This is a genomic window from Planctomycetia bacterium (assembly GCA_021413845.1).
In the GTDB taxonomy this organism is placed as follows: Bacteria; Planctomycetota; Planctomycetia; order Pirellulales; family PNKZ01; genus PNKZ01.
Genome location: JAIOPP010000094.1, coordinates 118,913 through 142,982, shown reverse-complemented (window position 1 = coordinate 142,982; position 24,070 = coordinate 118,913). Strand labels below are relative to the sequence as shown.

At 62.1% G+C, this 24,070-nt stretch carries 17 protein-coding genes; 7 read left to right on the top strand and 10 right to left on the bottom strand.

From position 1 onward, the window contains the following. The first annotated feature begins 41 nt into the window (after positions 1-41). The gene (locus K8U03_17455) at positions 42-1,442 is read left to right on the top strand and encodes an RtcB family protein (protein MCE9606679.1); all 1,401 of its coding nucleotides are present in this window, start codon (positions 42-44) and stop codon (positions 1,440-1,442) included. 7 nt (positions 1,443-1,449) lie between these two features. Here the strand turns inward: K8U03_17455 and K8U03_17450 are convergent, their stop codons facing one another. The 3 genes from K8U03_17450 to K8U03_17440 form a co-directional block, all read right to left on the bottom strand. Continuing rightward, complete coding sequence (locus K8U03_17450) at positions 1,450-2,580, bottom strand: glycosyltransferase family 4 protein (GenBank protein ID MCE9606678.1); 1,131 nt, start codon at positions 2,578-2,580, stop codon at positions 1,450-1,452. Between the two features lie 40 nt (positions 2,581-2,620). Further along, complete coding sequence (gene dapA, locus K8U03_17445; protein MCE9606677.1) at positions 2,621-3,511, bottom strand: 4-hydroxy-tetrahydrodipicolinate synthase; 891 nt, start codon at positions 3,509-3,511, stop codon at positions 2,621-2,623. 71 nt (positions 3,512-3,582) lie between these two features. Continuing rightward, positions 3,583-4,293 carry a pyridoxine 5'-phosphate synthase gene (locus K8U03_17440; GenBank protein MCE9606676.1) on the bottom strand — a complete coding sequence of 237 codons (711 nt, stop codon included), beginning with the start codon at positions 4,291-4,293 and terminating at the stop codon, positions 3,583-3,585. 124 nt (positions 4,294-4,417) lie between these two features. Between K8U03_17440 and K8U03_17435 the strand changes: the two genes are divergently transcribed. Further along, positions 4,418-4,609, top strand: coding sequence for a hypothetical protein (locus tag K8U03_17435; protein MCE9606675.1), 192 nt, complete (start codon positions 4,418-4,420; stop codon positions 4,607-4,609). 243 nt (positions 4,610-4,852) lie between these two features. Continuing rightward, entirely contained in the window at positions 4,853-5,188 is a 336-nt protein-coding gene (locus tag K8U03_17430; GenBank protein ID MCE9606674.1) for a hypothetical protein, read from the top strand. On the opposite strand, the gene K8U03_17425 is transcribed toward K8U03_17430, so the two are convergent. Both K8U03_17425 and K8U03_17420 read right to left on the bottom strand, forming a co-directional pair. After that, entirely contained in the window at positions 5,167-6,570 is a 1,404-nt protein-coding gene (locus tag K8U03_17425; protein ID MCE9606673.1) for a hypothetical protein, read from the bottom strand. The two genes, K8U03_17430 and K8U03_17425, sit on opposite strands and share 22 nt — an antisense overlap. 313 nt (positions 6,571-6,883) lie before the next feature. After that, complete coding sequence (locus tag K8U03_17420; GenBank protein MCE9606672.1) at positions 6,884-8,473, bottom strand: Do family serine endopeptidase; 1,590 nt, start codon at positions 8,471-8,473, stop codon at positions 6,884-6,886. Positions 8,474-9,031: 558 nt separating this feature from the next. On the opposite strand from K8U03_17420, the gene rnc reads away from it, so the two are divergent. Next, positions 9,032-9,790, top strand: a complete 759-nt coding sequence (gene rnc, locus K8U03_17415) for a ribonuclease III (GenBank protein ID MCE9606671.1) — start codon at positions 9,032-9,034, stop codon at positions 9,788-9,790. A gap of 19 nt (positions 9,791-9,809) precedes the next feature. Here the strand turns inward: rnc and K8U03_17410 are convergent, their stop codons facing one another. The 3 genes from K8U03_17410 to thiL form a co-directional block, all read right to left on the bottom strand. Beyond that, on the bottom strand, positions 9,810-12,665 hold the full coding sequence (locus K8U03_17410) for a hypothetical protein (protein ID MCE9606670.1): 2,856 nt from the start codon (positions 12,663-12,665) through the stop codon (positions 9,810-9,812). A gap of 76 nt (positions 12,666-12,741) precedes the next feature. Further along, on the bottom strand, positions 12,742-13,233 hold the full coding sequence (gene tsaE / locus K8U03_17405; protein MCE9606669.1) for a tRNA (adenosine(37)-N6)-threonylcarbamoyltransferase complex ATPase subunit type 1 TsaE: 492 nt from the start codon (positions 13,231-13,233) through the stop codon (positions 12,742-12,744). After that, complete coding sequence (gene thiL / locus K8U03_17400) at positions 13,230-14,165, bottom strand: thiamine-phosphate kinase (protein MCE9606668.1); 936 nt, start codon at positions 14,163-14,165, stop codon at positions 13,230-13,232. Before thiL ends, tsaE begins: the two co-directional genes overlap by 4 nt. Positions 14,166-14,309: 144 nt before the next feature. On the opposite strand from thiL, the gene K8U03_17395 reads away from it, so the two are divergent. Together K8U03_17395 and K8U03_17390 are read left to right on the top strand one after the other, a co-directional pair. Further along, entirely contained in the window at positions 14,310-15,836 is a 1,527-nt protein-coding gene (locus K8U03_17395; protein MCE9606667.1) for an efflux RND transporter periplasmic adaptor subunit, read from the top strand. Positions 15,837-15,905: 69 nt separating this feature from the next. Further along, a complete protein-coding gene (locus K8U03_17390) occupies positions 15,906-19,019 on the top strand; it encodes a CusA/CzcA family heavy metal efflux RND transporter (protein ID MCE9606666.1) in 3,114 nt (1,037 codons plus the stop codon). Here the strand turns inward: K8U03_17390 and K8U03_17385 are convergent. Next, positions 19,016-19,414, bottom strand: a complete 399-nt coding sequence (locus K8U03_17385; protein MCE9606665.1) for an NUDIX domain-containing protein — start codon at positions 19,412-19,414, stop codon at positions 19,016-19,018. The genes K8U03_17390 and K8U03_17385 overlap by 4 nt on opposite strands. Positions 19,415-19,755: 341 nt before the next feature. On the opposite strand from K8U03_17385, the gene K8U03_17380 reads away from it, so the two are divergent. Continuing rightward, positions 19,756-20,991, top strand: coding sequence for a sulfotransferase (locus K8U03_17380; protein MCE9606664.1), 1,236 nt, complete (start codon positions 19,756-19,758; stop codon positions 20,989-20,991). 27 nt (positions 20,992-21,018) lie between these two features. Here K8U03_17380 and acnA read toward each other — a convergent pair whose 3' ends face one another. Next, a complete protein-coding gene (gene acnA, locus K8U03_17375; protein MCE9606663.1) occupies positions 21,019-23,742 on the bottom strand; it encodes an aconitate hydratase AcnA in 2,724 nt (907 codons plus the stop codon). Positions 23,743-24,070: the final 328 nt, after the last annotated feature.

The window sequence follows — 24,070 nt, the reverse complement described above, 5'->3', positions numbered from 1 at the left end:
GTTTGCAGTCTCCGTTTACAGTTGGGCCCGGCGGTCTTGCGATGAATCCTCGTCAGTTGGAAAAACTCGGAGTTCCGCCGGCCTGCGTGAATGCCGCTCTGCAAGCGATTCACACGGCAGCCGAGGCGGGACTGCTCCGCACGATGGACATCAAGAAGACGATTCGCGCCGTCGCGGAAGCGCCCGGCGATCACCTCGACGACGCGCTCTTCGGCCGGCTGGCGCAAGAGTTGATCGACTACGGCGATCCCTGGACGCCGACCGCCGCCATCGACTTTCGCACGTGGGGCGCGGCCGGGATCGATCAAGGCTCGTTCGACCAGATGAAAGCCGCCTGCTCGCTGCCGAACGTCGTCGCCGGGGCGCTGATGCCCGACGCGCACATCGGCTACGGTCTGCCGATCGGCGGCGTGCTGGCGCTCGACAACGCCGTGGTGCCGTATGCCGTCGGGGTCGATATCGCATGCCGCATGAAGCTGTCGGTGTTCGATCTTCCCGCGAGCCGGCTCGACGAAGAAAAGCAAGCCGAGCGTTTCGACACGGCGCTCGAGAAGGGAACGCGGTTCGGCGTCGGCGGCGAGTTCGCCAAGCCGCTGAAGCACGCCGTCATGGATCTGGATTGGACCGTGAGCCGCGTCGTGCGCGAAAACAAAGACAAGGCCTGGCGGCAACTCGGCACCTCGGGCTCCGGCAACCATTTCGCCGAGTTCGGCGTGCTGACGCTCGACACCGGCGACGAACAACTCCGCCTCGCGCCGGGGCGCTACGTCGCCTTGCTCACGCATAGCGGCAGCCGCGGCACCGGCGCGGCCGTGTGTTCGGTGTTCAGCAACATCGCCCGCGCGAAGCTGCCGCGCAAATACGAGGCGGTCGGACGCCTCGCCTGGCTCGATCTCGATACCGAGGAAGGGCGCGAATACTGGGACTCGATGAACCTGATGGGAGAATACGCCGCCGCGAATCACGACTGCATCCATCGCAACGTCGCGGCGCTCGTCGGTGCCGAGATCGTCGCCGGCGTAGAGAACCATCACAATTTCGCCTGGAAGGAAACGCACGCCGGCCGGGAACTGATCGTGCATCGCAAAGGAGCGACCCCGGCCGGCAAGGGAGTGCTCGGCGTCATTCCCGGCTCGATGGCCGATCCGGCTTTCGTCGTCCGCGGAAAAGGAAACGCCGCGAGCATCGACTCCGCCTCGCACGGCGCGGGCCGGCGCATGTCGCGCACCGCGGCCAAGTCGAAATACACTTGGCGCGCGGTGCAGAAAGATTTGGCGAACCGCGGCGTGCGGGTCCTCTCGGCCGGCGCCGATGAAGTGCCGGGCGTTTACAAAAACATCCTCGACGTCATGCGCGAGCAGCAAGACTTGGTCGACGTCGTGGCCCGCTTCGATCCGCGCGTGGTGAAGATGTGCGGCGACGGGAGCAAGGCGGAGGATTAACCGTGCGTTACGGCCGACGGCCCGCTACTTCGGTGTAGTGCCGCAACAACCCAGCCGCCGATCGCTCGGCGGAGAATGCTTCGACGATTCGAGTGCGACCCGCGATCGACATTTTTGTTGCGAGGGCGCGGTCGTCGAGAATGCGATCGAGCGCGGAATGCGTTGCGGCGACGTCGCCGACCGGAACGAACAGCGCTCCGTCGCGCTCTTCGCGCTGATAAATCTCGCGCGTACCGCCGACATCGGTCGCGACGACCGGAACGCCGCACGCCGAGGCTTCGAGCAAGACTCGGCCGAGCGGTTCTTGCCGCGCGGTGTGAACGAGCAGGGAGAGTTCCGGAAAAAGACGGGGCATGTCGGTGCGCGTGCCGAGAAAATGGATGCGCTGCGCCGGCCCGAGACGTGCCGCGGCCGCATGCAGTTCTCGCTCGAAGGCGATCGTTTCCGGTTTCTCGGAATGCCGCGTGCCGATCACGACGACATGTACGTCGTTGCGCATGAGCATACTCTCGATCGTGGCCGCGAGGGCGATGTTCTGCCCTTTTCGTAAGATCAACTGGCCGACGATTCCGACGAGGCGCGCAGTCGCCGCCAGGCCGAGTTCGCGCTGCAAGTACAAGGTCGAGGTCGCCGGGTGAAACCGGGCGAGATCGATGCCGTTGTAAAGTACGTCGGTCTGCTCGGCGGCAAGGCCTTGCCCGATGTGATGCCGCTGGACGGCCTCGGAGACGGCCAGGAGACGCGGATGCCGGTTCAAATCCGCGACGGCCGCGTGGTTCAAGCCGACGATATCGCGCAAGTGCGCAATGCTCGGCACTTTTGCCTGCTCGACGACCGGGCCGCTTAAGCGCCCCATCGCGAGACTGTTGGCATGCACCAAGTCGTACGGCGGGCCGGCCGCGAGCACGCTTCGCAGATCGGCGCGGCGCTCTTCGAGACTCGAGCGTGGATCGAGAATGGGCCGCTGCGCAATGCAGCGAATGCCGATTGCCGTGAAGGCTTCGACAATGGGGCCCGAGCCGGGACACCAAGCGTCGAACTCCCAGCCGGCCTGCTGCAACGTCGGCAATACGGCCAGCAGCGAGCGTTCGCCGCCGTTCAGCGCGGGATATTCACAGAGCAACAGAGCGCGCGGCATCGTACGATCCTCGGCTTGCGCTGTTGCTTCCGTCGCCGGCTTAGCCCAACACGCCGTACTTGATCAGCGTCGTGCGGAGCTTCGCTTCTTCGGCGCCGGAGAGTTGCGTCATCGGAAGACGGAGTTCGCCGGTGTCGCGGCCGAGCAGGCGCATCGCGGTCTTGATCGGAATCGGGTTCGTCGAGAGCCCGAGCATATCGCGACAGAGCGGAAACAATTTCTTATGCAACCGGAGGGCCTCGGCGAAGTTGCCGGAATCGAACGCTTTGCAAAGCGCGATCATATCTTGCGGAATGATATTGCCGACGACGGAGATTACGCCCCGACCGCCGACCGACATGAGCGGTAGCGTCAGACTGTCGTCGCCGGAGAGGATCGTGAGGTCGGTAGCCACGGCGATCTGCGAGGCTTGATCGAGTTGGCCGGTCGCCTCTTTGACCATCGCGATGTTCGGGAGTTCCGCCATCCGGCAGATCGTTTCCGGCTCGATGTTCTTGCCGGTTCGGCCGGGAATGTTGTACACGCAGAGCGGTAAGCCGACTGCTTCGGCGAGCGCCTTGTAGTGTTGATAGAAGCCTTCCTGCGTCGGCTTGTTGTAATAGGGAGCGACGATCAGCAGCGAGTCGGCGCCATCTTTTTCGGCACGCTTCGAGAGGCGGAGCGCTTCACGCGTGCTGTTCGAGCCGGTCCCTGCCATCACGAGGATGCGCCCCGCCGCGATCTGCACGACTTCCGCCACGACCCGTTCGTGTTCTTCGTGTGACAAGGTCGGGCATTCGCCGGTGGTGCCGACGGGAACGACGCATTTCGTGCCGGCCGCGATTTGAAACTCAACCTGCTCGCGGAGCCGCGCGTAGTCGACTTCGTCGTTCAGAAACGGAGTGGTGATCGCGACGGATAGTCCGGCGTAGGCTTCGCCTTTAGTGCTCATGGTTGCTGCTCGTTACGTTAGTTCGAATCGTGTCGATATTTCGAATCGTTGCAATGTGTGAATCAGTTCGGTTACTTGATCAATTCCTTCATCTCGCGCACCGCTTCTCGAAAGCCGACCATGATCGCGCGAGCGACGATGCTGTGGCCGATGTTGAGCTCGTCGATCGCGGGCAAATCGGCGATCGGACGAACGTTTTGGTAGTTGAGCCCGTGACCGGCGTGCAACGTCATCCCCGCGGCCCCGATCTGCTTGGCGGCGGCCGTCAGCTTCGCCAGCTCCGTGGCACGGGCTCCGCCTTTCGCAAGCGCGTAGCAGCCGGTATGCAGTTCGACGGCATCGGCACCGAGCTCCTTGCCCAAGGCAATTTGCTTCGGATCGGCATCGAGGAACAGGCTGACGATGATTCCGGCATCGTGCAACCGGCGGATCGTTTCCGCGGTGCGGTCGCGAAGGCCGACGACGTCGAGCCCTCCTTCGGTCGTCACTTCTTGTCGACTCTCAGGGACCAACGTTACTTGGTCCGGCTTCACCTCGCACGCGATCTGCGTCACCGCGGCGTCGCAAGCCATTTCCAAGTTGAGCTTCACCGTGACCGTGTCGCGCAAGACGCGCAGATCGCGGTCTTGAATGTGGCGGCGATCTTCGCGCAGGTGCAGGGTGATTCCGTCGGCGCCGCCGAGTTCGGCCAGCGCGGCGGCCCAAACGGGGTCGGGCTCATAGGTGCGGCGAGCTTGCCGAACCGTCGCCACGTGATCGATGTTGACGCCGAGGTGTGCCATACGCTGTTAGTTGAAAAATTAGGTAAACTGCGATTATATCGGTACGCATCCGAGTCACAAGCGGCGAACTTGCCCGAGGCGGCGGAGCATGCGGCGGCGAGCCTCTTTCACTGTGAGCAGCGTTATGAATTCCGTCGGTTGGGTCACTTCAGTCGCGGCTTCGATCTTCTTGCTCGAAGGGTTCGTGCTGACCGTGTTTCCCGAGCAATTCAAGCGAATGCTCGTCGAGTCGGACACGCGGGCGCTACAGATCGCGGGAGCCGTCGAAACGATCGTCGCCGTCGGGTTGCTCGCGGGCCTGCTCATGGGGCGCTGAAGCGGCGCGAGGCCCGCGATGGCAAGACACGGGCGGCGGCGTTCGGTTCGGTTATGACGACGGAGCGGAGCCCCTTTGGCCGAAGATGCTCATTTTCGCCGACCTTTTTTGCCTCCTGCCGATTCTCGAACTAGGGTTTCTATTAACCCGGCCGAGCCGCCGGGGCCACGCAAATCGAACGACGCTCGTCGTCGATGCGCGATCACGTCTTCCAGCCGATCGGCTTCAGGAACTTCGCTAATGATGACATGCCGCGACTTGGCGTCGAGAATCGAAGAGCTGCAGCCCGACGCCTCGGCACGCGAAGTCGCGCGGCTTTGTTTGCTGTTGGCGAACAGTGTCGAAGACCTCGACGAATTGTTCGAAGAAGAACGGCTGTACGAACAATGGCGCCGAACCGGCCTGCGGCTGCAATCGGTGACCGACCAGCATGCGGCGATGACGGAAGAGTTGGAAACGCTGGCGCAAGAAAGCCCGACGGAGTTATCGTACGAAGAGCTGTTTCTATTGTTTCGAGCGATCAAGGTGCAGAGCCGCGTGCTCGACCTGTACGTCGGTCAGCCGACGCCGACCGTGTGAAACGGCGCCGCCACGGCAGGCTGAAAGAAGCTCCGTAAGAGCGAAGGCTGAGCCGAGAGATGCATTTGCAGCCGGCCGCCGAGCGCGTTGCCCGCACGAAACAGGCCGGGCTCGTCGTCGACCCGGCAGAGCGCATCCGACGCTTCCAGCACGTCGAACTTCCAATGATCGCTCCGATACGCGCGAAGCGATTCGCCGACCGGCAGCAACCAGTTCTCCGCCTCGACCGTGAGCTCGATCGGCTCCGGAGCGGCGTGCGATTCGCGCCGTGCGGCCGCTAACGGAAACAGGTTGACCATCGGAAACGAAGCGCCGGCGACCGAGCGCAACGTTCGCCCGAGATAGGCCAAACCGCCCCCTTCGGCATAGATGCGCCCGCCGCGACGGGCGAAATTGCGTAGCGACGACATCATGCAATGGTTCGTCGCCAGCGCTTCGGCATGGACGTCGGGTCGCCCGCAGCCGAGCAACACCACGTCGGTACGCTCGGGCAAGGCTTCATCGCCGAGCGGAGAGAAATCGACGACTTTGGCACCATGTCGCTCAAGCGATTCGAGCATGTCGGCGAAGTAGCCGCAAAACGCGTCGTCGTACGCCACGGCAATCGTCGGCCGGAACGAACCGCCGGCGAATTCGTGCGGCGTTTCGGAGCGCGCCGGAAACGTCGGCAAGTTGGCGCGCCGCGTGATCGACTCGAGCAGGCTCGGTTGCGCGAAGTCGGCGAAGGAGCGAACCAGTAGGTCGCACGTTTCTTTCGGGACGACGCTCGCGGGCGGTAGGCTCGCCAGCCGCTGTCGCACGGCCTCGTTGCGGCGCAACCCTCCGACGACCGGCACGCCCCAGGCCCCTTCCAAGCAAGTTTGAATACGAACGAAGTGGGAGTCTTCGAGGAGGCCATCGACGAGGACGCCGTCGACCGCTTCCGGTCGAGACGGGATACGACAATCGACGGCCTGAGCCGCATCGAGCACGATCAACCGAGGAAGATCGAGCATGCGACAAAGCGCGTCGAGGTTGCCGCCGCGAGCCAAGCGTTCGGAATTCGAGTGCGGTTCGCTGCCGGAATAACCATCGCTTGCAGGTTCGCCGGCAGAACGAGACTCGGCGAAGGAACCTTCGAAGAGAGCAAACTCAGCCGATTGATACGACTCGGCCAGGAGGCTTCGGCAGTCGTCGCGGCCGGTCAGCCAAGAGTCCATGTAGCGCGAGGCCATGCCGGTCGACGTCAGCGCTCCTTGAAGCGAGCAGTAGCAGGCGCGCGAAAAGAAGTGCCGAACCTGTCGTCCCTGCTGCGTGAGGAAGCCGGCCAAGGCCCAGACGATCGGGCTCGGCGACGGATGATTTCCCAAAGAGCCGACGGCTACGCGTGGGAAACCGGACATTTCTCAAACCTCTGACACCATGCGGGTCCGGCCGGGCGTGTTCGGCGATCAACACATACCTACTCCGGCGGAAGTACATCGTTATTGTTTGGCCGGCTTAGGAATGAGTCAAGCAAACCGGTTAGTAGCCCCCCGCCGGCGAACCGACTTTTCGCCACTGGTTTTCCCCTTTTCGTCTCGTAAAACCGGCATTTCATCGTTTCCAGCCATGCCAACGCAAAGGGCCGAGCGGACACTTCACAGCGTCCGCTCGGCCCCCCGTTTTCAGCCTTCCGCCGGCGGCAAATAGCCCCCAGCGACCATCGTGCATCGATTACTTATTCTTCAGCACGACGTATCGGTTTCCGTTCGCCGTGCGAACGAGCAGCAAGACCCCGTCGGCAACCGGCTGCTTCTCGACAGCCGCTTGGAATTCCTCCGGCGAGGTGACGTCTTGTTGGCCTACTTTGCGGATCAGCATCCCTTCCCGCAGCCCGGCCTCTTGAGCCAGGCTCTCGGGATCGACGTTCGTGATCAGCACTCCCTTATAGCCCTCAAAGCCGAGTTGCTTGGCTTCGTCGGCACCCATCTTCGCGACCTCGACGCCGAGTTCCTTGCTGGCGACAGACTCGTTCTTCGACGGACCCGGTTCTTCGGCCGGGTCGAGCCGTGCGGTGCGACCGAAGTCTTTCGGCAAGGCTCGGGCCGTCACTTCGACGACGATCGACTTACCGTCGCGAAGCACGTTGGCCTTTTGCTTGGTGTTCAACACGGTGCGCTCGACCACTTCTTGCAACTCGCGCGGCGTATGCACCTTCACGCCGTTGTAGTCGAGGATGATGTCCCCTTCCTTCAAACCGGCATCGGCGGCCGGAGTGTTCGGATGGACTTCGGTGATGAGCACGCCGGTGCCTCGTTGCACGCCGAACTTGCCGGCGAGTTCGCTATTCATCTGCTCGATGCCGACGCCGAGATAGGCTCGCTCGACCGCACCGCTCTTCGACATGAGCTGCGGCACGATCCACTTCGCCAAGCTCGAAGGAACTGCGAACCCGATGCCGTCGTTGCCGCCGCCGTTGGAGGCGATGGCCGTGTTGATGCCGATGATCTCACCGTCGAGATTGACGAGCGGGCCACCGGAGTTGCCCGGGTTGATCGCGGCATCGGTTTGCAGGAAGTTGGCACGCTGCGCCGCACCGATGCTCCGACCCTTGCCGCTGATGATGCCCGCACTCACCGTTTGCTCGAGGCCGAACGGATTGCCGACCGCGATGACCCAATCGCCGATCTCGAGGCTATCGGAGTCCCCTAATTTGGCCGCTTTCAAGTCCTCGGCCCCTTCGATGCGGACGATCGCGAGATCGGTCTGAGGGTCGGTCTTGATGTCGACCCCTTTGAATTCCCGACCATCGGCCAAGCGGACCGTGACGACATCCGCGCCACGCACCACATGGTTGTTCGTAAGGATCACGCCGCTCTTGTCGATGATCACGCCGGAACCGGCTCCGTCGGAACGGGGCGAGCGTTGCGGGCCATCGCCGCCGCGGAAGCCTTCCATGCCGTGCTGGTTGAAGAACTCTTCGAACGGCGTCCCCTTAAACGGATTCTCGCCGCCGGCACCGCCGCGCGGATTCAGAGGGCCCATGTTCGGGCGTCGGCCGTCGCTACGCACGACCTTAGCCTTCGTCGAAGTCTCGATCGTAACGACCGTCGGCAAGATGGTCGTCGCGGCGCTGCGGAAAGCGTGCGAGAGCCCGTTGGCATGCGACTTCGCTTCCGCGTTGGCCGGCGTATTCGGCACGATCGCCGGCCCTTGCGCTACGGTATGCGCTTCTCTCCACAGCAATCCGCCGCTTGCGACAGCCAGCGTCAAGATGCCCGTGCCGAGCAGCGATCTGCGTTTTGTGAATTGGTGCAACGTCATTTCATTTCCTCCCTGTGAACACGCGAACGGATTTTTAAAAAGTTCTTACGGCGAACTGATTCGGCAACTTACTTCGACCTCGCACGTCGGACCCAGCTTCCGGAGAAACACGAACCTTGTCGCGACCTTAATTCATGTTTCTACGGAACTCGCGTCGACGCTGTTTGCTTAAATCGTCGTCATCGACTCGGACTGCTGCGCGTGGTTGTACACGCGTCTACCTCTTATCGTTTCCGCAGCGCGGGCAATCTTGCAGAGATTCATGTTCGCCCGGCCGGCCCTGAGCGGGCAAGACGAGTTGTTTCCGTGGACTCCTATCGATTCTCGCTAAAACAGGGCTGCGCCATCACTTACGCCAAGCTTCGACGAGGCCCTGAAACAAGCACTTTCCTTGACAAAACTCCCTACGCCAATTAGGGTTGGATTAGATTCGCTACCTTCCTCCCTCTCCCTCCGGAACGATGTTGAATAAGGGAACGGGCTCCGCGGCTTTCTCCGGCGCTAATGCCGGCAGACGAAAGCGCTCGGTGCTCCTTCCCATGTTCAACGCAAAAAACTATGGGTCCGAACGACTCCGTCTGTCCGTCGATCGTCAACGAGCCGATCCTTTCCGAGGCTGATGAACTCTTCGGCCGCTGCGAACAAAAAATCGGCTACGTCTTCCGCGATCGGCAGATGCTCCGCAACGCGTTGACGCACGCCTCGGGCGCTCAGCATCGCCTCGCCTCGAACGAGCGCCTCGAATTCCTCGGCGACTCGATTCTCGGGGCCGTCATTTGCGAGATGCTCTACACGCGCTTCCCCGAATATCTCGAAGGGGAGCTTACGAAGATCAAATCGGTCGTCGTCAGCCGGCAAACTTGCGCGAAGGTCAGCGAGTCGCTCGGGCTCGATGAGTTCCTATTGCTCGGCAAAGGAATGGCCGTCGCCGATGGCTTGCCGTCGTCCCTCTTGGCCGACGTATTCGAGTCGCTCATCGCGGCCGTGTATCTCGACGGCGGACATGAAGCGGCCCGCTCGATGATCGAACGGCACATTGCGCCGGAGATCGATATCGCGGTCGGAGGGGAAAACGCCGGGAACTATAAGTCGCTCTTGCAGCACCTCTCGCAGCGCGAATACGGCAGCACGCCGACCTATCAACTGCTCGACGAAAAAGGGCCCGACCACAGTAAGTGCTTCCAGATCGCCGCGGTGATCGGCCGCAATCGCTACTCGCCGGCCTGGGGCCGCAACAAGAAGGAATCGGAACAGCGCGCCGCTCATAACGCTCTGTGCCAGATTCGCGGCGAAGAAGTACCGTATCCGGGCGAGTAAGTACGGGACCTCACCGATTTCACTTCTTCTTCCGCGTCAGCTCGCCGCGCGCTCGCAGACCTTGTTCTTCGAACGTGAGGCCGAAGCGTACGCGTGAGAAGTCGCTTAGTTGCGGCGGTGCGCCGGAGCCGAGTTTTGGTTCGCCGGGATGGCCGTAGAGGGTCGACTCCATCGTTTGCCAGGTGTCGTTCCAAACGTATTTCCCGCCGCCAGGGCACGTGAGCCGCACGCCCCACAGGCGCTCGTGCAGTTCGATCGGATCTTGCTGCGGATAGAGCCGATGCATTTCGTTTAAGATCGGCAGATTGTCCCAGGCGAGCCGCTGCAAGTTGTTCTGATATTCGCGCGCCGAAAGCCCTGCGAACACTTGCAACGCGAGGTTCGTCATCTCCAAACAAAGATTCTCCCCCAGCCAAGTCGCACTAGCGGCACTCGCCTTCGGATCGCCCTTCGCTTGCGGTTTCGCAGCCCCCTCCGGCTTCGCATCGCGCACCCCTTTCCGCGCCAGCACGTCTTGAATCAGCTTTTCGTTCGGCGAGATCGTGAGCGATTCGGCCGTCAGCGCGTAGTAGATCGCGATCTTCGACTCCGGCTGATCCCGCGGGATCGCCTTCGGCGACGGGGAAATTTTCACGTACGAGTCTTCGCCGACTTGCTTATTCTCCCAGATCGTCATGCCGGGACCGGTTTGCTCGATGAAGGCTCGAATGCCGACGAGAAACGCGGTCGCCTTGAATGCGCTGGAGACTTCCACGCTCAACGCCACCGGCAGGTCGTAACCTCGGCCTCGTACGAACTCTTGCATCTCTTTTTCGGTCTTGAGCTTCGCGATCTCTTCCCAAATCGGCGAGTCGTCGGCGTAGATCGAAATCCAACTTCCGATCCAAGAGAGCAAATCGACTTTCAACTGCGGCACGAAGATCGACGCCATGCCGGCGTACTGCTTCACGACCGCCGCCTCTTTGTTCAGCGCGAAAGCGACCTGCACCGCGGCACCATGCGGATCGGCCGAGTCGTCTTTCAATTTCGCGCCGCGCGAGAGTGCGATTGCTTCCCGGTATTCGGTGTTGTCGATAAGCGGCATCACGGTGAGATCCGCCGCAAGCTTGCCGGCGTCGACCGTGAACCGCAGCGCGATCGGATCGAAGGCCCAACTGAAGTTCCGTTGATATCCGTCGCGCCATCGTTCATAAGCCGTGGCTTCGGCCTTCGTGACCCGTTCAAGCGGGAGTTCGATAATCGGAGTCATGAACTCGAGCGACCCCAGAGTGCTCGACGTCACGCCATCGGTCGTCAGGCGGACTTCTCCGGAGGACGAGAATTGCAAGTCGGTCGAGATCAAGCTCGGCTCGACTTTGCCCGCGGCGAGCTTAGGCAAATTCGCCGCCTGCAACTCGGCCAACACGCCCAGATCGCGCACGCGACGCGAGTCGCCGATCCGCCAGCGCGGGCCGCACCAGCGGCGAATCGTCGCGTCGCTCAAGAAGAGAAACGCCGTTTCGTTTCCTTCGCCGAGCTTGTAGCGATCGCGGAAGAAGCGGTATTCGTCGAGCGAGGCGATGGCCGGCGTCTTTCCTTGTTGCACGTCGATGAGCCGCTTCAATTGCGCGAGCGAGTTCGTCACGACGGCCGCTTTTCCGAGATCGGCGAGGTAACTGCTCACGACACGGTCGGGCGTTTGCCACGCGGTATAAGAGACACCGCCGTACTCGCCGCCCGCTTTCGTCAGCCCCTTTTCGGCAGCCGTGTTACTTGTGATCTGACCAAGCAGCGCGAGCTTCAACGCACCGCCGTCTTGCGGCTCGAAGACGATCGCGAAATCAGTGCCGATGCGGAAGTAAGCATCGCTGCCGGTGATCGCGACGCTGCGGATCACTTGCGGCCCTAGCATCCGACCGAGCGCGGTTCGCCCGAGGCCGATCTGCCGTTGGTAGCGCTCGAGCACGTTCACCTGCTGGCTCTGCGGCTCGGCGGCTTGCAGCAAGGGGGTTCCTTGTCGATCGGCCTCATCGGCCAACAGCATCATCGACTCGAAGCCGGCAAAGAAGATCACATGCTGGTCGGCCGGTACGTTCGTCGCCAGCGGATCGAGCGCCGGCTGCTTGTCTTTCAACAGCGGCTTCCAATCGATCTCCTTGACCGTGACCCCTTCGATCGAGCTAAGCGCCACGACTCCGCCGTCCGCCGCATCGCCGGCGCGTGCCGCAGGCAACACCCGATCGAGTTGCAGGTTTTCGCTGATGGCTCGATTGCCCGAGAACAGCGAATAGGTGTCGTCGAAGTCGTCGCCGGGTTGAAACAAGCCTCTCGAAGCCGTCGGGATCGGGCTGTTCGTCGAAGCCTTGCCGTTCAATTCGATCGACGCTTCGCGCCCCTCATGACGAAACCAAGCCGCGCCGGGAATGTTGCGCGATTGCAATTTTTGATAATGATCCAGCTTGGCGGTAAGAAAATCCTTCCGCTTTTCGGCCGTCGCCTTATCGGCCCCGATTTTGAACTTCACGACGTCGTAGGAATTGAAGTCGCGCTTCGGATAAAAGAATCGGCCCGACACGCCCCGACTTCCATGCGGCAAGCGGACGGCGATCACGCCGCGTTGTGCGCGGTCTTCATTCAAGCGAAATCCGCCGCCGAAGCCGGAATCGCTCGTCGCATACCAAAACGCCTCCCCTTCCCCGTCGAGCACGATATAAGGTAGCGATGTCGACATCCGGCTCCAAGAATAGCCGGTCAACTCGGTATCGTCGGCAAGCTTTCCTTCGCTGATGTCGAGATCGCCGACGGCAACGGAAAAGTAAGCCGGCTCGGCCGCGCCGGCGAAGGCCGACGAAAGCAGCAGCAACGTAAACGATGCAAGACGCAAGAATCGCGACATGACGCCCTCGGCTCTCGAAAATAGGTGCGGTGTTCGCTGAGTATATCCGCCGGGCGACGATTTGGCGTCAGGCTTTTTACGAGAGCGTTTCAGGTGCCGGCTTCAATTGCCGCACCACTTCGTCCGCCGCCGTACCATGGCCCAGGAACGTAAACTCGCGCCCCGTCGCATGGAACGGGCGGATCGTGATCTGGAGGAACTCGCGCGGTAAGCACGCTTGCACCTTCTCGGCCCATTCGATGATCGTCACCCCGCCGGCCACGAAGTATTCCTCCGGCCCGAGGTTCAGAAACTCATCGTCGTCGTGCAGACGATAGGCATCGAAATGAAACACGGGGCGCGGTCCGCGATACTCTTGCACAAGCGTGTAGGTCGGGCTCACGACGTCGCGCGCGTCGATCCCGCGTGCCGCGGCGATCGCTTGCACGAGCCGAGTCTTGCCGGCACCGAGCGGACCGTTCAAAGCCACGACGATGCCGTCGGGCAGCAGCGCGCCGAGCCGAAGGCCGAGCGCGTGCGTGTCGGCTTCGCTATGCGATTCGTAGATCAACGATTGTGCCATGCTCATGTCATTCGATGTTCATAGCCGCGCGGTGCGAGAGGAACGCGTGCGTCGGCAGCGTCGAGGCTCCACAAGCCACGCTCGGCCGTGAACTCGCCGACGATCGTTAAGCGCGCGGCGAACGGCCGGTCGCGAATCGCCCGCGCGGCCGCTTCGGCCGGCATCGCCAGGAGTAGCTCGAAGTCTTCGCCGTCGCTCAGCGCATGTTCCAGCGCCGAGCCGGTTGCCGCATCGCGCGCGGCGAGTCGGCGGGCGTCTTCCGAGATCGGAATCGCATCCGGCCGGAGCACGGCTCCGCAGCCGCTCTCGCTGCACATCCGGCTCAGGTCGAGCGAGAGACCGTCGCTCACATCCATCGCGGCATGGACTTCGTAGCGTTCGGCGAGCACGAGCGCTTCGCGCACGCGCGGCGTGAAATCGAAATGCTTTCCCAAGATGCTGCCGCCGAACTCGCCGGTCGCCACGATCACATCGCCGGCTCGGGCTCCGCTGCGCAAGAGGGGCCCACGCTTTGTGGTTCGTCCGAGCGCCGTGATGCTCAGCACCAACGGCCCCTGCCAAGTGTTCGTATCTCCCCCGACCACGGCGACATCGAACTCCGCGGCGAGCGGCAACAGCCCTTCGTAAAGTTCTTGAGCGAGCGCGAAGCCGCCGGCGTGCGGAAGTGCGAGGCTCACGACGACGGCCGTCGGAATCGAGCCCATCGCGGCGAGGTCGCTCAGGTTCACGGCCAGCGCTTTGCGGCCGATCCGCCGAGGGTCGGCTTCGGCGAGCCGAAAATCGACCCCATCCATCAGCATATCGGTCGTGACGACTGTATCCCCCTGCTCCGACTGCGCCAGGACCGCGGCATCATCGCCGGGCCCGACGAGCACGCCGGCCGTTGCCGGAGGCAAGCGCGAGCGAAGCCAAGCGATGAATTGCGATTCCATAAGGATCAAGAATGAAAGCTTGCAGGGGTTTCCCCGGCACGCCGATTTGCGGGCGGTGGGGAATGCCCGGCATACGGACGACGAGCGTTCAAGTAACTTCGATGCTGTAACTTAAAACAGGCCGGCACTTCGCACAATCGACGAAACCCTATGACGACGCGCATCGCCCCCCCGCTCGTATCTCGCCGCACTTGGTTCGAGCTCACGCTCGCCACCGTCGCTCTACTGCTGCTCGGCTTCATGGTCTTGAATTGGCGCAAGGCCGGCGGCGAAGTTCGTTCCTTGAACGGGAACGGCAATGAGAACGGAAACGCAAGCCCGACCGCAGCGGCGGTTGCCGAACAACCGAAGCTTCCGGCCGTCGATCGGGTGCGCTTCGAGCGCTCGCGCTGGGGAGCGGCCGGTGTGCGGGTCGAGCCGGTGCGGCATCTCGCGTTGAACGACGTCCTTTCCGTGACGGGGAAGCTCGCGGTCGACGAAGAACGGCTGGCGCATATCTATTCCCAGGTCGAGGGAGTGCTGCGCGAGGCGAAAGTGCGACTCGGCCAAGCGGTGAAAGCCGGCGACGTGCTGGCGATCGTCGACAGCAAGGAGGTCGGCCAAGCGAAGCTCGACTTGGTTCGCAACCGGATGAACCTCGGCTTCGCCAAGACGACGCACCAGTGGTCGGAAACGATCATGACCAATACGTTGGCGTTGACCAACTTGCTAGAGCAAGGGCCCGAAGTAACGACGCTCGATTCGCAAATTCGAGACCAGCCGATGGGCGACAATCGGCAACTGCTGATCTCGTCGTATGCGAAACGTCATCAAACGCAGGCCGACTACGAACGGTTGAAGACGTTGCGCGCGCAGAACGTCGGCGTCGAGAAAGATTTCATTCGCTCCAAGGCCGAGTACGAATCGGCCGCGGCGACTTACCAAGCGATCGTCGAGCAATTGAAATTCACGACGAAGCAGAAGCGGATCGAGGCCGATCAAAAACTGCAAGAAGCCCTCACCGCCGAACGGATGAGCCGGGCTTCGCTTTTGATTCTCGGCTACGGCGAGAAAGAGATCGACGCGATGGACCCGCTGGCCGAAGGAGAAAAGATGGCGCACTACCCGATTCGCGCGCCGTTTGACGGAACCGTGGTCGAGAAGCATGCAGTGTTGTCGGAGCACGTCGGCCCGGCGCATCAGTTGTATGAGATCACGGACCTCGCGAAAGTTTGGATTCATGCGGCGGTGTTCGAGAAAGACCTTTCGTCGCTATTGCGCATGTCGGACAAACCGCTGAAGTTTCATTCCGCCGGCTATCCCGACCGCGAATTCACGGCCGAGCTGTTTCACATGGGAGACGAAGTGGATGAGAAAACGCGGGCCGTCACACTGATCGCCGTCGCGCAGAACAACGAGCATTTGCTTAAGCCGGGGATGTTCGTCGACGTTCGCCTGCCGATCGGCGAATCGGCGGCGCGCGTGCAGATTCCGGAATCGGCCGTGCAGCGACAGGAGCAGAATTACGTTTACGTCCTGATCGGCGACGATGAATTCGAGCGGCGCGAAGTGCGGCTCGGGAGGACGATCAAGCCGTATGTCGAAGTCGCAGCGGGGTTGAAAGAGGGAGAGTCGATCGTCGTGGAAGGGTGCTTCGAGTTGAAGAGCTTGTTTATGAAAGACCTACTGGCCGATTAACCTCGCCGCCGTTCTTTCGCGCAAGCTTCCGCATCTTCTTCTTCGCCTCGAACCTTGAAACCTCGCACCATGATCAATAGCCTCATCAACTTCGCTCTGCGCAATCGCTTCGTCGTCGCGCTCAACACGCTGTTGCTGATCGCCGTCGGCATGTGGGCGACCGTGAATCTGCCGATCGACGCCGTGCCCGACGTGACGAACGTGCAGGTCCAGATTCTTACGGTCTCGCCGGCGCTCGGGCCGCTCGAGGTCGAGCAGTTCATCACGTTCCCCGTCGAGACGGCGTTGAGCGGCGTGCCGCGCGTCGAAGAAGTGCGCTCGGTGAGCCAGTTCGGCTTGTCGGCCGTGACAGTCGTGTTCGCCGAGGGGACCGATATCTATTGGGCTCGGCAAATGGTAGGCGAACGGCTGCTCATCGCGCGCGGCAACATTCCCGACGGCATGGGCCGGCCCGAGATGGGTCCGATTTCGACGGGGCTCGGGGAGATTTATCAATTCGAGGTCCGCTCGAAGCCGGGCTACCACCACTCGCTCATGGAGCGGCGCGAGATTCTCGATTGGAACATCGCCTACGAGCTGCGGCGCGTGCCGGGCGTGATCGAGGTCAATACGTTCGGCGGGCAATTGAAGACGTACGAAGTGCAGCTCGATCCGAACAAGTTGCTGAACTACGGCGTGTCGATCAGCCGCGTATTCGAGGCGCTGAAGAACAACAACTCCAACGCCGGCGGCGGCTATTTGGTCCATCAGCAAGAGCAGCGCGTGATCCGCGGCGAAGGCTTGATCCAGTCGCTGGCCGACGTCGCCGACATCGTGCTCGACCAGCGCTCCGACGGGACACCGATCTACGTGCGCGACGTCGGCGAAGTGCGGTTCGCTCCGATGCTCAGGCAAGGAGCCGTGACGCGCGACGGCCGGGGAGAGGGGGTCGTCGGCATCGTGATGCTGCTGATGGGAGAGAACGCGCGGACCGTGGTCGACCGCGTCGAGCAGAAGAAACGCGAGATCGAAAAGACGCTGCCCGAAGGGATCGAGATCAGCACGTTCTACGATCGCACGGAGCTCGTGCGGCACACGATCGCGACGGTGACGAAGAACCTCATTGAAGGGGGCGTGTTGGTGATCGTCGTGCTGTTGCTGTTGCTCGGCAGCGTGCGCGCGGGGCTGATCGTGGCGCTCGCCGTGCCGTTGTCGATGCTCGGGGCGTGCATCGGGATGGTGCTGACCGGACTCTCGGGCAACCTCATGAGCCTCGGCGCGATCGACTTCGGGCTGATCGTCGACGGCTCGGTCGTGTTGATCGAAAACATCGTGCGCCGGGCGGCGGAACATTCGCACGCACATCCGGGCGAGCGCGTGCCGCGGAGCTTGATTCGCGAGGCATGCCATGAAGTGGCAAGGCCCGTCGTGTTCGGCGTCGGCATCATCATGATCGTGTATTTGCCGATTCTTTCGCTGCGCGGACTCGAAGGAAAAATGTTTCGGCCGATGGCGTTCACCGTGATCTTCGCGCTGCTTACGTCGCTCATTCTGGCGCTCACGCTGATGCCCGTCTTAGGCTCGATCTTCTTACGCTCGAACGTGAAAGAGAAAGAGACGTTTCTGATTCGCTGGGCGAAGCGCCTCTATCGGCCGTTGCTTGCGAAGGCGATCGCACATCCCGGCCAGGTCGTGGCGATTGCGTTGGTGATATTCGGGCTGAGCGTCGTCGCGGCGTTGCAGTTGGGGGCCGTGTTCGTGCCCCGGCTCGATGAAGGTTCGCTCGCGATCCAAGCGATCCGGCTGCCGAGCGTCTCGCTGGAAGCCTCGACGCAGATGACGACCACGCTCGAAAAGGTTCTGATGGGCTTCCCGCAGGTGACGTCGGTCGTTTCGAAAACCGGCCGGCCGGAGATCGCCAACGATCCGATGACGGTCAACCTCACCGACGTGCTCATCACGCTGAAGCCCACGGCGGAATGGCCCGAGCCAATTAAGAAGGAGGTTCTCGTCGAGCAGATGGAAGCCGCGCTCAAGGAGGCGCTGCCGAACAGCAACAGCTTCAGCTTTACGCAACCGATCGAGCTGCGCGTGCAAGAGCTCGTGGCGGGCGTGCGGAGCGATGTCGGCATCAGCCTCTACGGCGACGACTTAGCGAAGCTGAAAGCGACGGCCGACAAAATCGCCGAGGTCGTCGGCAAGGTGCCGGGCGCGGCCGACGTGCAGGTCGAACATACGGCCGGCTTACCGACCTTGCGGGTGAAGATTCGTCGGCAAGACATGGCCCGCTACGGAATCAATGCGAGCGACGTGCTCGCTGCGGTCTCGGCCATCGGCGGGCATGCGGTCGACCAAGTCTTCGAGGGTCAAAAGCGTTTCCCGTTGCAAATTCGCCTAGCTCCTGAGTGGCGGGAAGATCTCGACGGCTTGAAACAATTGAAGATCGCGGACCCGCAGGGGAGGCAGATTCCGCTGGAACAACTGGCTGACCTAACGCTGGAGGAAGGGCCGGCGCAGATCAGCCGCGACGGGGGCAGCCGCCGCATATTGGTACAAGCCAACGTCCGCGGGCGCGATCTCGCGGGCTTCGTCGCGGAAGCGCAGCGAGCCGTCGAGGCGGGAGTGAAACTTCCCGACGGCTATCGGATCGCCTGGGGAGGTCAATTCAAGAACTTACAAGAGGCCAGCCTGCGGTTGATGATCGCCGTGCCGGCCGCGCTGCTGTTGATCTTTGCGCTGTTGCATCTGACGTTCGATTCTTCGAAGGCGGCGCTCCTGATCTTTCTGAACGTGCCGATGGCGGTGACCGGCGGCGTGTCGGCGCTATGGCTGCGAGGGATGCCGTTTTCGATCTCGGCCGGCGTCGGCTTCATCGCCCTCTTCGGCGTGGCGGTGCTGAACGGCGTCGTGTTGTTGACGTCGATCTTGGAACATCGACGCCGGGGCGAACCGCAGGCCGAGGCGGTGTTCAACGCGGCGATCGCTCGGATTCGCCCGGTGCTCATGACGGCGCTGGTCGCGATGCTCGGGTTCATCCCGATGGCCTTTGCGACGAGCTCCGGGGCGGAAGTGCAACAGCCGCTGGCGACGGTCGTGATCGGCGGGCTCGTGACGTCGACGCTGCTGACGCTGTTCGTCGTCCCGGCGATCTACCGCTGGTTCGAGCCGCGGGCTGTGCGTTATCCGACGGAAGCCGAAGTTTAATCCAGCGTGAACTCGGCGGCGGCGAGGCGCAGCAGGAACTCCATGTTGCCGGCCAGCAAGTCCGGATGCGCGGCCAAGTCGGCAGGCGCAAACCAGAAGACCTCGGCGACTTCCGCTTCGTTCAAGCGCAGATCCGCCAAACGATCGCAACGAACGGCCCACCACGAAAGCTCGACTTGCCAGGGGGTCACGCTGCGCCAGAGCAGCTTCACCGGCTCGACCGTTAGGTTCAATTCTTCGCGCAGCTCGCGCACGACGGCTTGCTCGTCCGTCTCGCCCAGTTCGATACCGCCGCCGGGGAAGCAAAGTTTGCCGGGAGCGGCGACGCCGGCCGCGCGACGAATCACGAGGAACCGACCGTCGGCGACGATCACGGCGACAGCCCCTTTGCGCATTACCGAGTTCTCCGTTTCGTAACCTTCGCACGATGCCGACGATGCCGGTTCGTGCGTAGAAAGAGTCGTGGCGTTTAGATTGCGCCGGCTTTAGGCATGGTGTTTGCGTTTACTATCGTGTCGCCGTGTTCGAGGCGGTTCGCGAATTGTGTGTCAGACTTCATTAGACGCGAACGACAGGGCCTTGGTGCCGACGGGCAAAGTTATATCAACTTTAACGACCGCTTGATCGTGAATGTCGAAGTAGTCGACAGAGCCGATTTCAGCGATCGCAACTACGTCTGATCCACCGGTGAGCGGGTTTCGATCAACCAAACGCTGCCATTGACTTAGGAACGATCATGGGTTGGCGAGAAAGCTTCTTCAAGCATGTCGGGCCCGGGATGTTTTCGGGAGCGACGTTCGGCGCCTGGCTGTCGGCACTCGAAGCGAATCGGTTTCGAGTCGCGCCGCGGTCTTGGCTCAAGGCCGGCGTGAGTACGGCGCTGTCGCTGTCGACCTCGCTGGGCCGGCTGACGGAAGAAGCGTTCGTCGGGCAGCGGGTTCGCGCATTGTCGGTCGAGAAGCCGATCTTCGTGCTCGGGCATTGGCGCAGCGGCACCACTCATCTGCAAAACTTGTTCTCCGTCGACGAGCGATTCGCTTACCCACAGTTCCTCGACACCATGTCGCCGCACACGTTTCTGACGTCGGGAGCGCTGGTTTCCAACACCTTCGGCCGGATGATTCCCAGCACGCGGTTCGAACTCGACAACATCCCCTTCAAGGCGGAAGCGCCGTACGAAGACGAGTTCGCACTGGCGATCATGACGGGACTCTCCCCCTACCTGAGTTGGGCATTTCCGGAGCACGCCGAGCGTTACGATCGCTACGTTACCCTCGACGACGCCCCGGCAGCGGAACGGCGGCTGTGGGCCGAGGCGATGATGCTGTTCGCTCGGAAGGTGACGTACAAATACGGCAAACGGATGGTGTTTAAATCCCCTCCGCACACGGCGCGAATCCGCATGTTGCTGGAGCTCTTCCCGGATGCGAAGTTCGTCCATATTCATCGCCACCCGTTCTCGGTGTATCGTTCGACGAAGCATCTGCAGTCGAATTCGCGACAGTATTTCAGCATGCAGCAGCGCGAATACGACGACCACGAAAGAATTCTTTCGATGTACGGGAAAATGTACGAGGCCTACTTCGAGCAGAAGAAGTTGATTCCCGCCGGTTGTTTTGCCGAGGTCGCCTACGACGACTTGGAGAGCGACCCGACCGGCCAACTCGGCCGGATCTACGAAGAGCTCGACCTCCCCGACTTCAGCGAGGCGCGGCCGGCCGTGGAACGTTACATCGCGAGCCTGGGAACGTACGAGAAGGGGAACCACGCACCGCTCTCCGAACCGGTGCGCCGCGAGATCGCGGCCCGTTGGCGACGGACGTTCGAGGAATGGAACTATTCGACGACGGTCATCGGCCGCAAAACGGCGAAGATCGCTCGGATTCGGAACGTCGCTGCGATGCCACGCCCGGCCGAAGCGGCTTCGTCGATTCGTAACCTCGCACCGGGCACTCGCTCGGCGGCGCGATAGCGCCTCCGAGGCGAGCTTCGTGGCTCTTTACGATTCCAGTAAGAGCTTGCGGAGCACGGTTTGGAGGATGCCGCCGTTGCGATAATAGTCGCGTTCGACTTGCGAATCGATCCGCACGCGGGCTTCGAACTCGATCGCCTTGCCGGCCGGAGTGGTCGCGTGGACCTTGAGGATGCTCCGCGGTTGAAGGTTGTCGTCGAGACCGGCGAAGTCGAAGATTTCCTCCCCCGTCAGGCCGAGCGTTTGCCAGGTGTGGCCGCCGGTGAATTCGAGCGGCAGAATTCCCATGCCGACGAGGTTGCTCCGATGAATGCGCTCGAAGCTCGTCGCGATCACGGCGCGAACGCCGAGCAGGTAGGTTCCCTTAGCGGCCCAATCGCGGCTGCTGCCGGTGCCGTATTCGGCCCCCGCTAGGATCACGAGCGGGACCGACTGGGCCTTATAGCGCATCGCAGCGTCGTAGATCGAGAGTTGTTCGCCGTCCGGAAGGTAGCGCGTCACGCCTCCTTCGACGCCGGGAACCATGTGGTTGCGGATCCGAATGTTGGCGAAGGTGCCGCGCGTCATGACTCGGTCGTTGCCGCGGCGAGCGCCGTAGCTATTGAAGTCGACCGGTTGGACCCCCTTCTCCATGAGGAACCGCCCCGCGGGGCTATTCTTCGCGATGTTGCCGGCCGGCGAGATATGGTCCGTCGTCACGGAATCGCCGAGGACGGCCAAGACCCGAGCGCTGTGGATCGCTTTAATCGGCGAGGCTTCTTTCGGGAGGTCGATCAAGAACGGCGGCTCTTGGACATAGGTGCTCGCTTCGTTCCAGGCAAAGAGATCGCTTTCGGTGATCTTGATCGCGTTCCAACGAGGGTTGGCGTTGAAGACGTCGGAATAGCGAGTTCGGAACATCTCGGGCACGACGCAGCGCTCGACGACTTCGCTTACCTCGGCGGCGGTCGGCCAAATGTCTCTCAAGTAGACCGCCTTGCCGTCGTTGCCGATGCCGAGCGGCTCGGTCGTCAGATCGATATCGGTCGAGCCCGCCAGAGCGTACGCCACGACGAGCGGCGGGCTGGCGAGATAGTTTGCCTTGACGTGCGGATTGACACGCCCTTCGAAATTGCGGTTGCCGCTGATCACAGCCGAGGCAACCAAGTTGCTATCGACCACCGCCTTGGCGACGGCATCGGGCAGCGGCCCGCTATTGCCGATACAGGTCGTGCAGCCGTAGCCGACGATGTTGAAACCGAGCGCGCGGAGGTCGTTCATCACGTCGGCCCGCTCGAGGTAATCGGCGACGACGCGCGAGCCGGGAGCGAGGCTCGTCTTCACGTAAGGCTTTACCTTCAAGCCTTTGGCAACGGCGTTGCGAGCCAAGAGGCCGGCCCCGAGCATCACGGACGGATTGCTGGTGTTCGTGCAGCTCGTGATCGCGGCGATCACAACCGCTCCGTGCGTGATTTCGGCCGAGTGGCCGTTGTCGACGACGTTGCCGATCCGCTTAAGTGCGGCATCGTCGAGCGCGAAGCCTCGCTTATCGACCGAAGCCTTAAGGGATGCGGCGAACTCGCTCTTCACGTTCTTGAGCGCCACCCGATCTTGCGGCCGCTTCGGGCCCGCGAGGCTCGGCTCGACCGTCGAGAGATCCATCTTGAGCAGCTTCGTGAACGAGGGAATCGGCGTCGCATCGGTACGGAACAGACCTTGCTCCTTCATGTAGCGCTCGACCAGCTCGACCTCGGCGGCGGTGCGACCGGTGCGGCGGAGGAAGCTCAGCGTCTCGTCGTCGATCGGGAAGAAGCCCATCGTGGCGCCATATTCCGGAGCCATGTTGGCGATCGTCGCGCGGTCGGCGAGCTTCATCTTCGTTACGCCGGGGCCGCAAAACTCGACGAACTTCCCGACGACCCCTTCTTTGCGAAGCATCTGCGTCACGGTAAGCACTAGGTCGGTCGCCGTGGTGCCGGCCGGCAATTCGCCGGAGAGCTCGACGCCGATGACGTCGGGCAAGAGCATGTACATCGGTTGACCGAGCATGGCCGCTTCGGCCTCGATCCCGCCGACCCCCCAGCCGAGCACACCGAGACCGTTGATCATGGTCGTGTGGCTATCGGTGCCGACGAGGGTGTCGGGCAGCGCGCAAGGGCCGAGCCCGTCGTCGCGCACGAAGACGCATTTGGCTAAGTACTCCAAATTGATTTGGTGGACGATGCCGAGCCCCGGCGGGACGACGCGGAAGTTGTCGAGCGCCTTTTGGCCCCAGCGGAGGAATTCGTCGCGTTCGCCGTTGCGCTCGAATTCGAGCTCTTCGTTTTCTTCGAGCGAGGCGTCCGTCGCGAAACGATCGACCTGCACCGAATGGTCGACCACGAGATCGACCGGAATCAACGGATTGATCTTGTTCGGGTCGCCGCCGAGCCGGTCCATCGCGCTGCGCATGTGGGCCAAATCGACCACGCAAGGGACGCCGGTGAAGTCTTGCAACACGACGCGCGCACACTTAAACGGAATTTCCGTTTCGGTCGTCTTTTCGGCCTTCCACGAGGCCATGCCGCGTACATCGTCTTCGGTGACTTGGTAGCCGTCGCAGTTGCGCAACACGGCTTCGAGCAGAATGCGAATCGAATACGGCAGCGTCGACAATTTGCAAAGGCCGAGTTGCTCCAGCTTCGAAAGACGATAAATACCGACCGGGCCGCTGGAAAGTGAGAATGTATCGCGGGCACCGAAGGGATCGCGAGGACGAGCCGAAGACGACATGCAAACGGTCCTTTACTGCTGAGCCGAAGGGAAACGCCGCCTTGCGCTGGGCAACAGGCGACGTGCCGGGAGGTACTGCGCGGGTGTGATCTCAATCCCGTTCGCCGAACGACAAGGACTTGGCAATCGCTTGCCGCGGCACGCAGATTCTAATGGATGGAGCCCCGTTATTCCATGCACCGACGAATGAAGAATGCTTAAGCGGCTCAGGTATAAAAAGCCGCGGATTCCGCAAGATTCGGATTGACGTCGCTCCGTGTCGTTACAGGCCGTAAAGATCGCACAATCGGTCTTTCTGCGACCATCAAACCGACGCCGAAGCAGCCCG

Bases quoted from the DNA above. Each gene is read 5' to 3' on its own strand.
- acnA (MCE9606663.1), bottom strand. From the start codon at position 23,742: ATGTCGTCTTCGGCTCGTCCTCGCGATCCCTTCGGTGCCCGCGATACA.
- tsaE (MCE9606669.1), bottom strand. From the start codon at position 13,233: ATGAGCATGGCACAATCGTTGATCTACGAATCGCATAGCGAAGCCGAC.
- K8U03_17380 (MCE9606664.1), top strand. From the start codon at position 19,756: ATGGGTTGGCGAGAAAGCTTCTTCAAGCATGTCGGGCCCGGGATGTTT.
- K8U03_17430 (MCE9606674.1), top strand. From the start codon at position 4,853: ATGACATGCCGCGACTTGGCGTCGAGAATCGAAGAGCTGCAGCCCGAC.
- rnc (MCE9606671.1), top strand. From the start codon at position 9,032: ATGGGTCCGAACGACTCCGTCTGTCCGTCGATCGTCAACGAGCCGATC.
- K8U03_17395 (MCE9606667.1), top strand. From the start codon at position 14,310: ATGACGACGCGCATCGCCCCCCCGCTCGTATCTCGCCGCACTTGGTTC.
- K8U03_17440 (MCE9606676.1), bottom strand. From the start codon at position 4,293: ATGGCACACCTCGGCGTCAACATCGATCACGTGGCGACGGTTCGGCAA.
- K8U03_17385 (MCE9606665.1), bottom strand. From the start codon at position 19,414: ATGCGCAAAGGGGCTGTCGCCGTGATCGTCGCCGACGGTCGGTTCCTC.
- K8U03_17390 (MCE9606666.1), top strand. From the start codon at position 15,906: ATGATCAATAGCCTCATCAACTTCGCTCTGCGCAATCGCTTCGTCGTC.
- dapA (MCE9606677.1), bottom strand. From the start codon at position 3,511: ATGAGCACTAAAGGCGAAGCCTACGCCGGACTATCCGTCGCGATCACC.
- K8U03_17425 (MCE9606673.1), bottom strand. From the start codon at position 6,570: ATGTCCGGTTTCCCACGCGTAGCCGTCGGCTCTTTGGGAAATCATCCG.
- K8U03_17455 (MCE9606679.1), top strand. From the start codon at position 42: ATGAATCCTCGTCAGTTGGAAAAACTCGGAGTTCCGCCGGCCTGCGTG.
- K8U03_17410 (MCE9606670.1), bottom strand. From the start codon at position 12,665: ATGTCGCGATTCTTGCGTCTTGCATCGTTTACGTTGCTGCTGCTTTCG.
- K8U03_17420 (MCE9606672.1), bottom strand. From the start codon at position 8,473: ATGACGTTGCACCAATTCACAAAACGCAGATCGCTGCTCGGCACGGGC.
- K8U03_17435 (MCE9606675.1), top strand. From the start codon at position 4,418: ATGAATTCCGTCGGTTGGGTCACTTCAGTCGCGGCTTCGATCTTCTTG.
- K8U03_17450 (MCE9606678.1), bottom strand. From the start codon at position 2,580: ATGCCGCGCGCTCTGTTGCTCTGTGAATATCCCGCGCTGAACGGCGGC.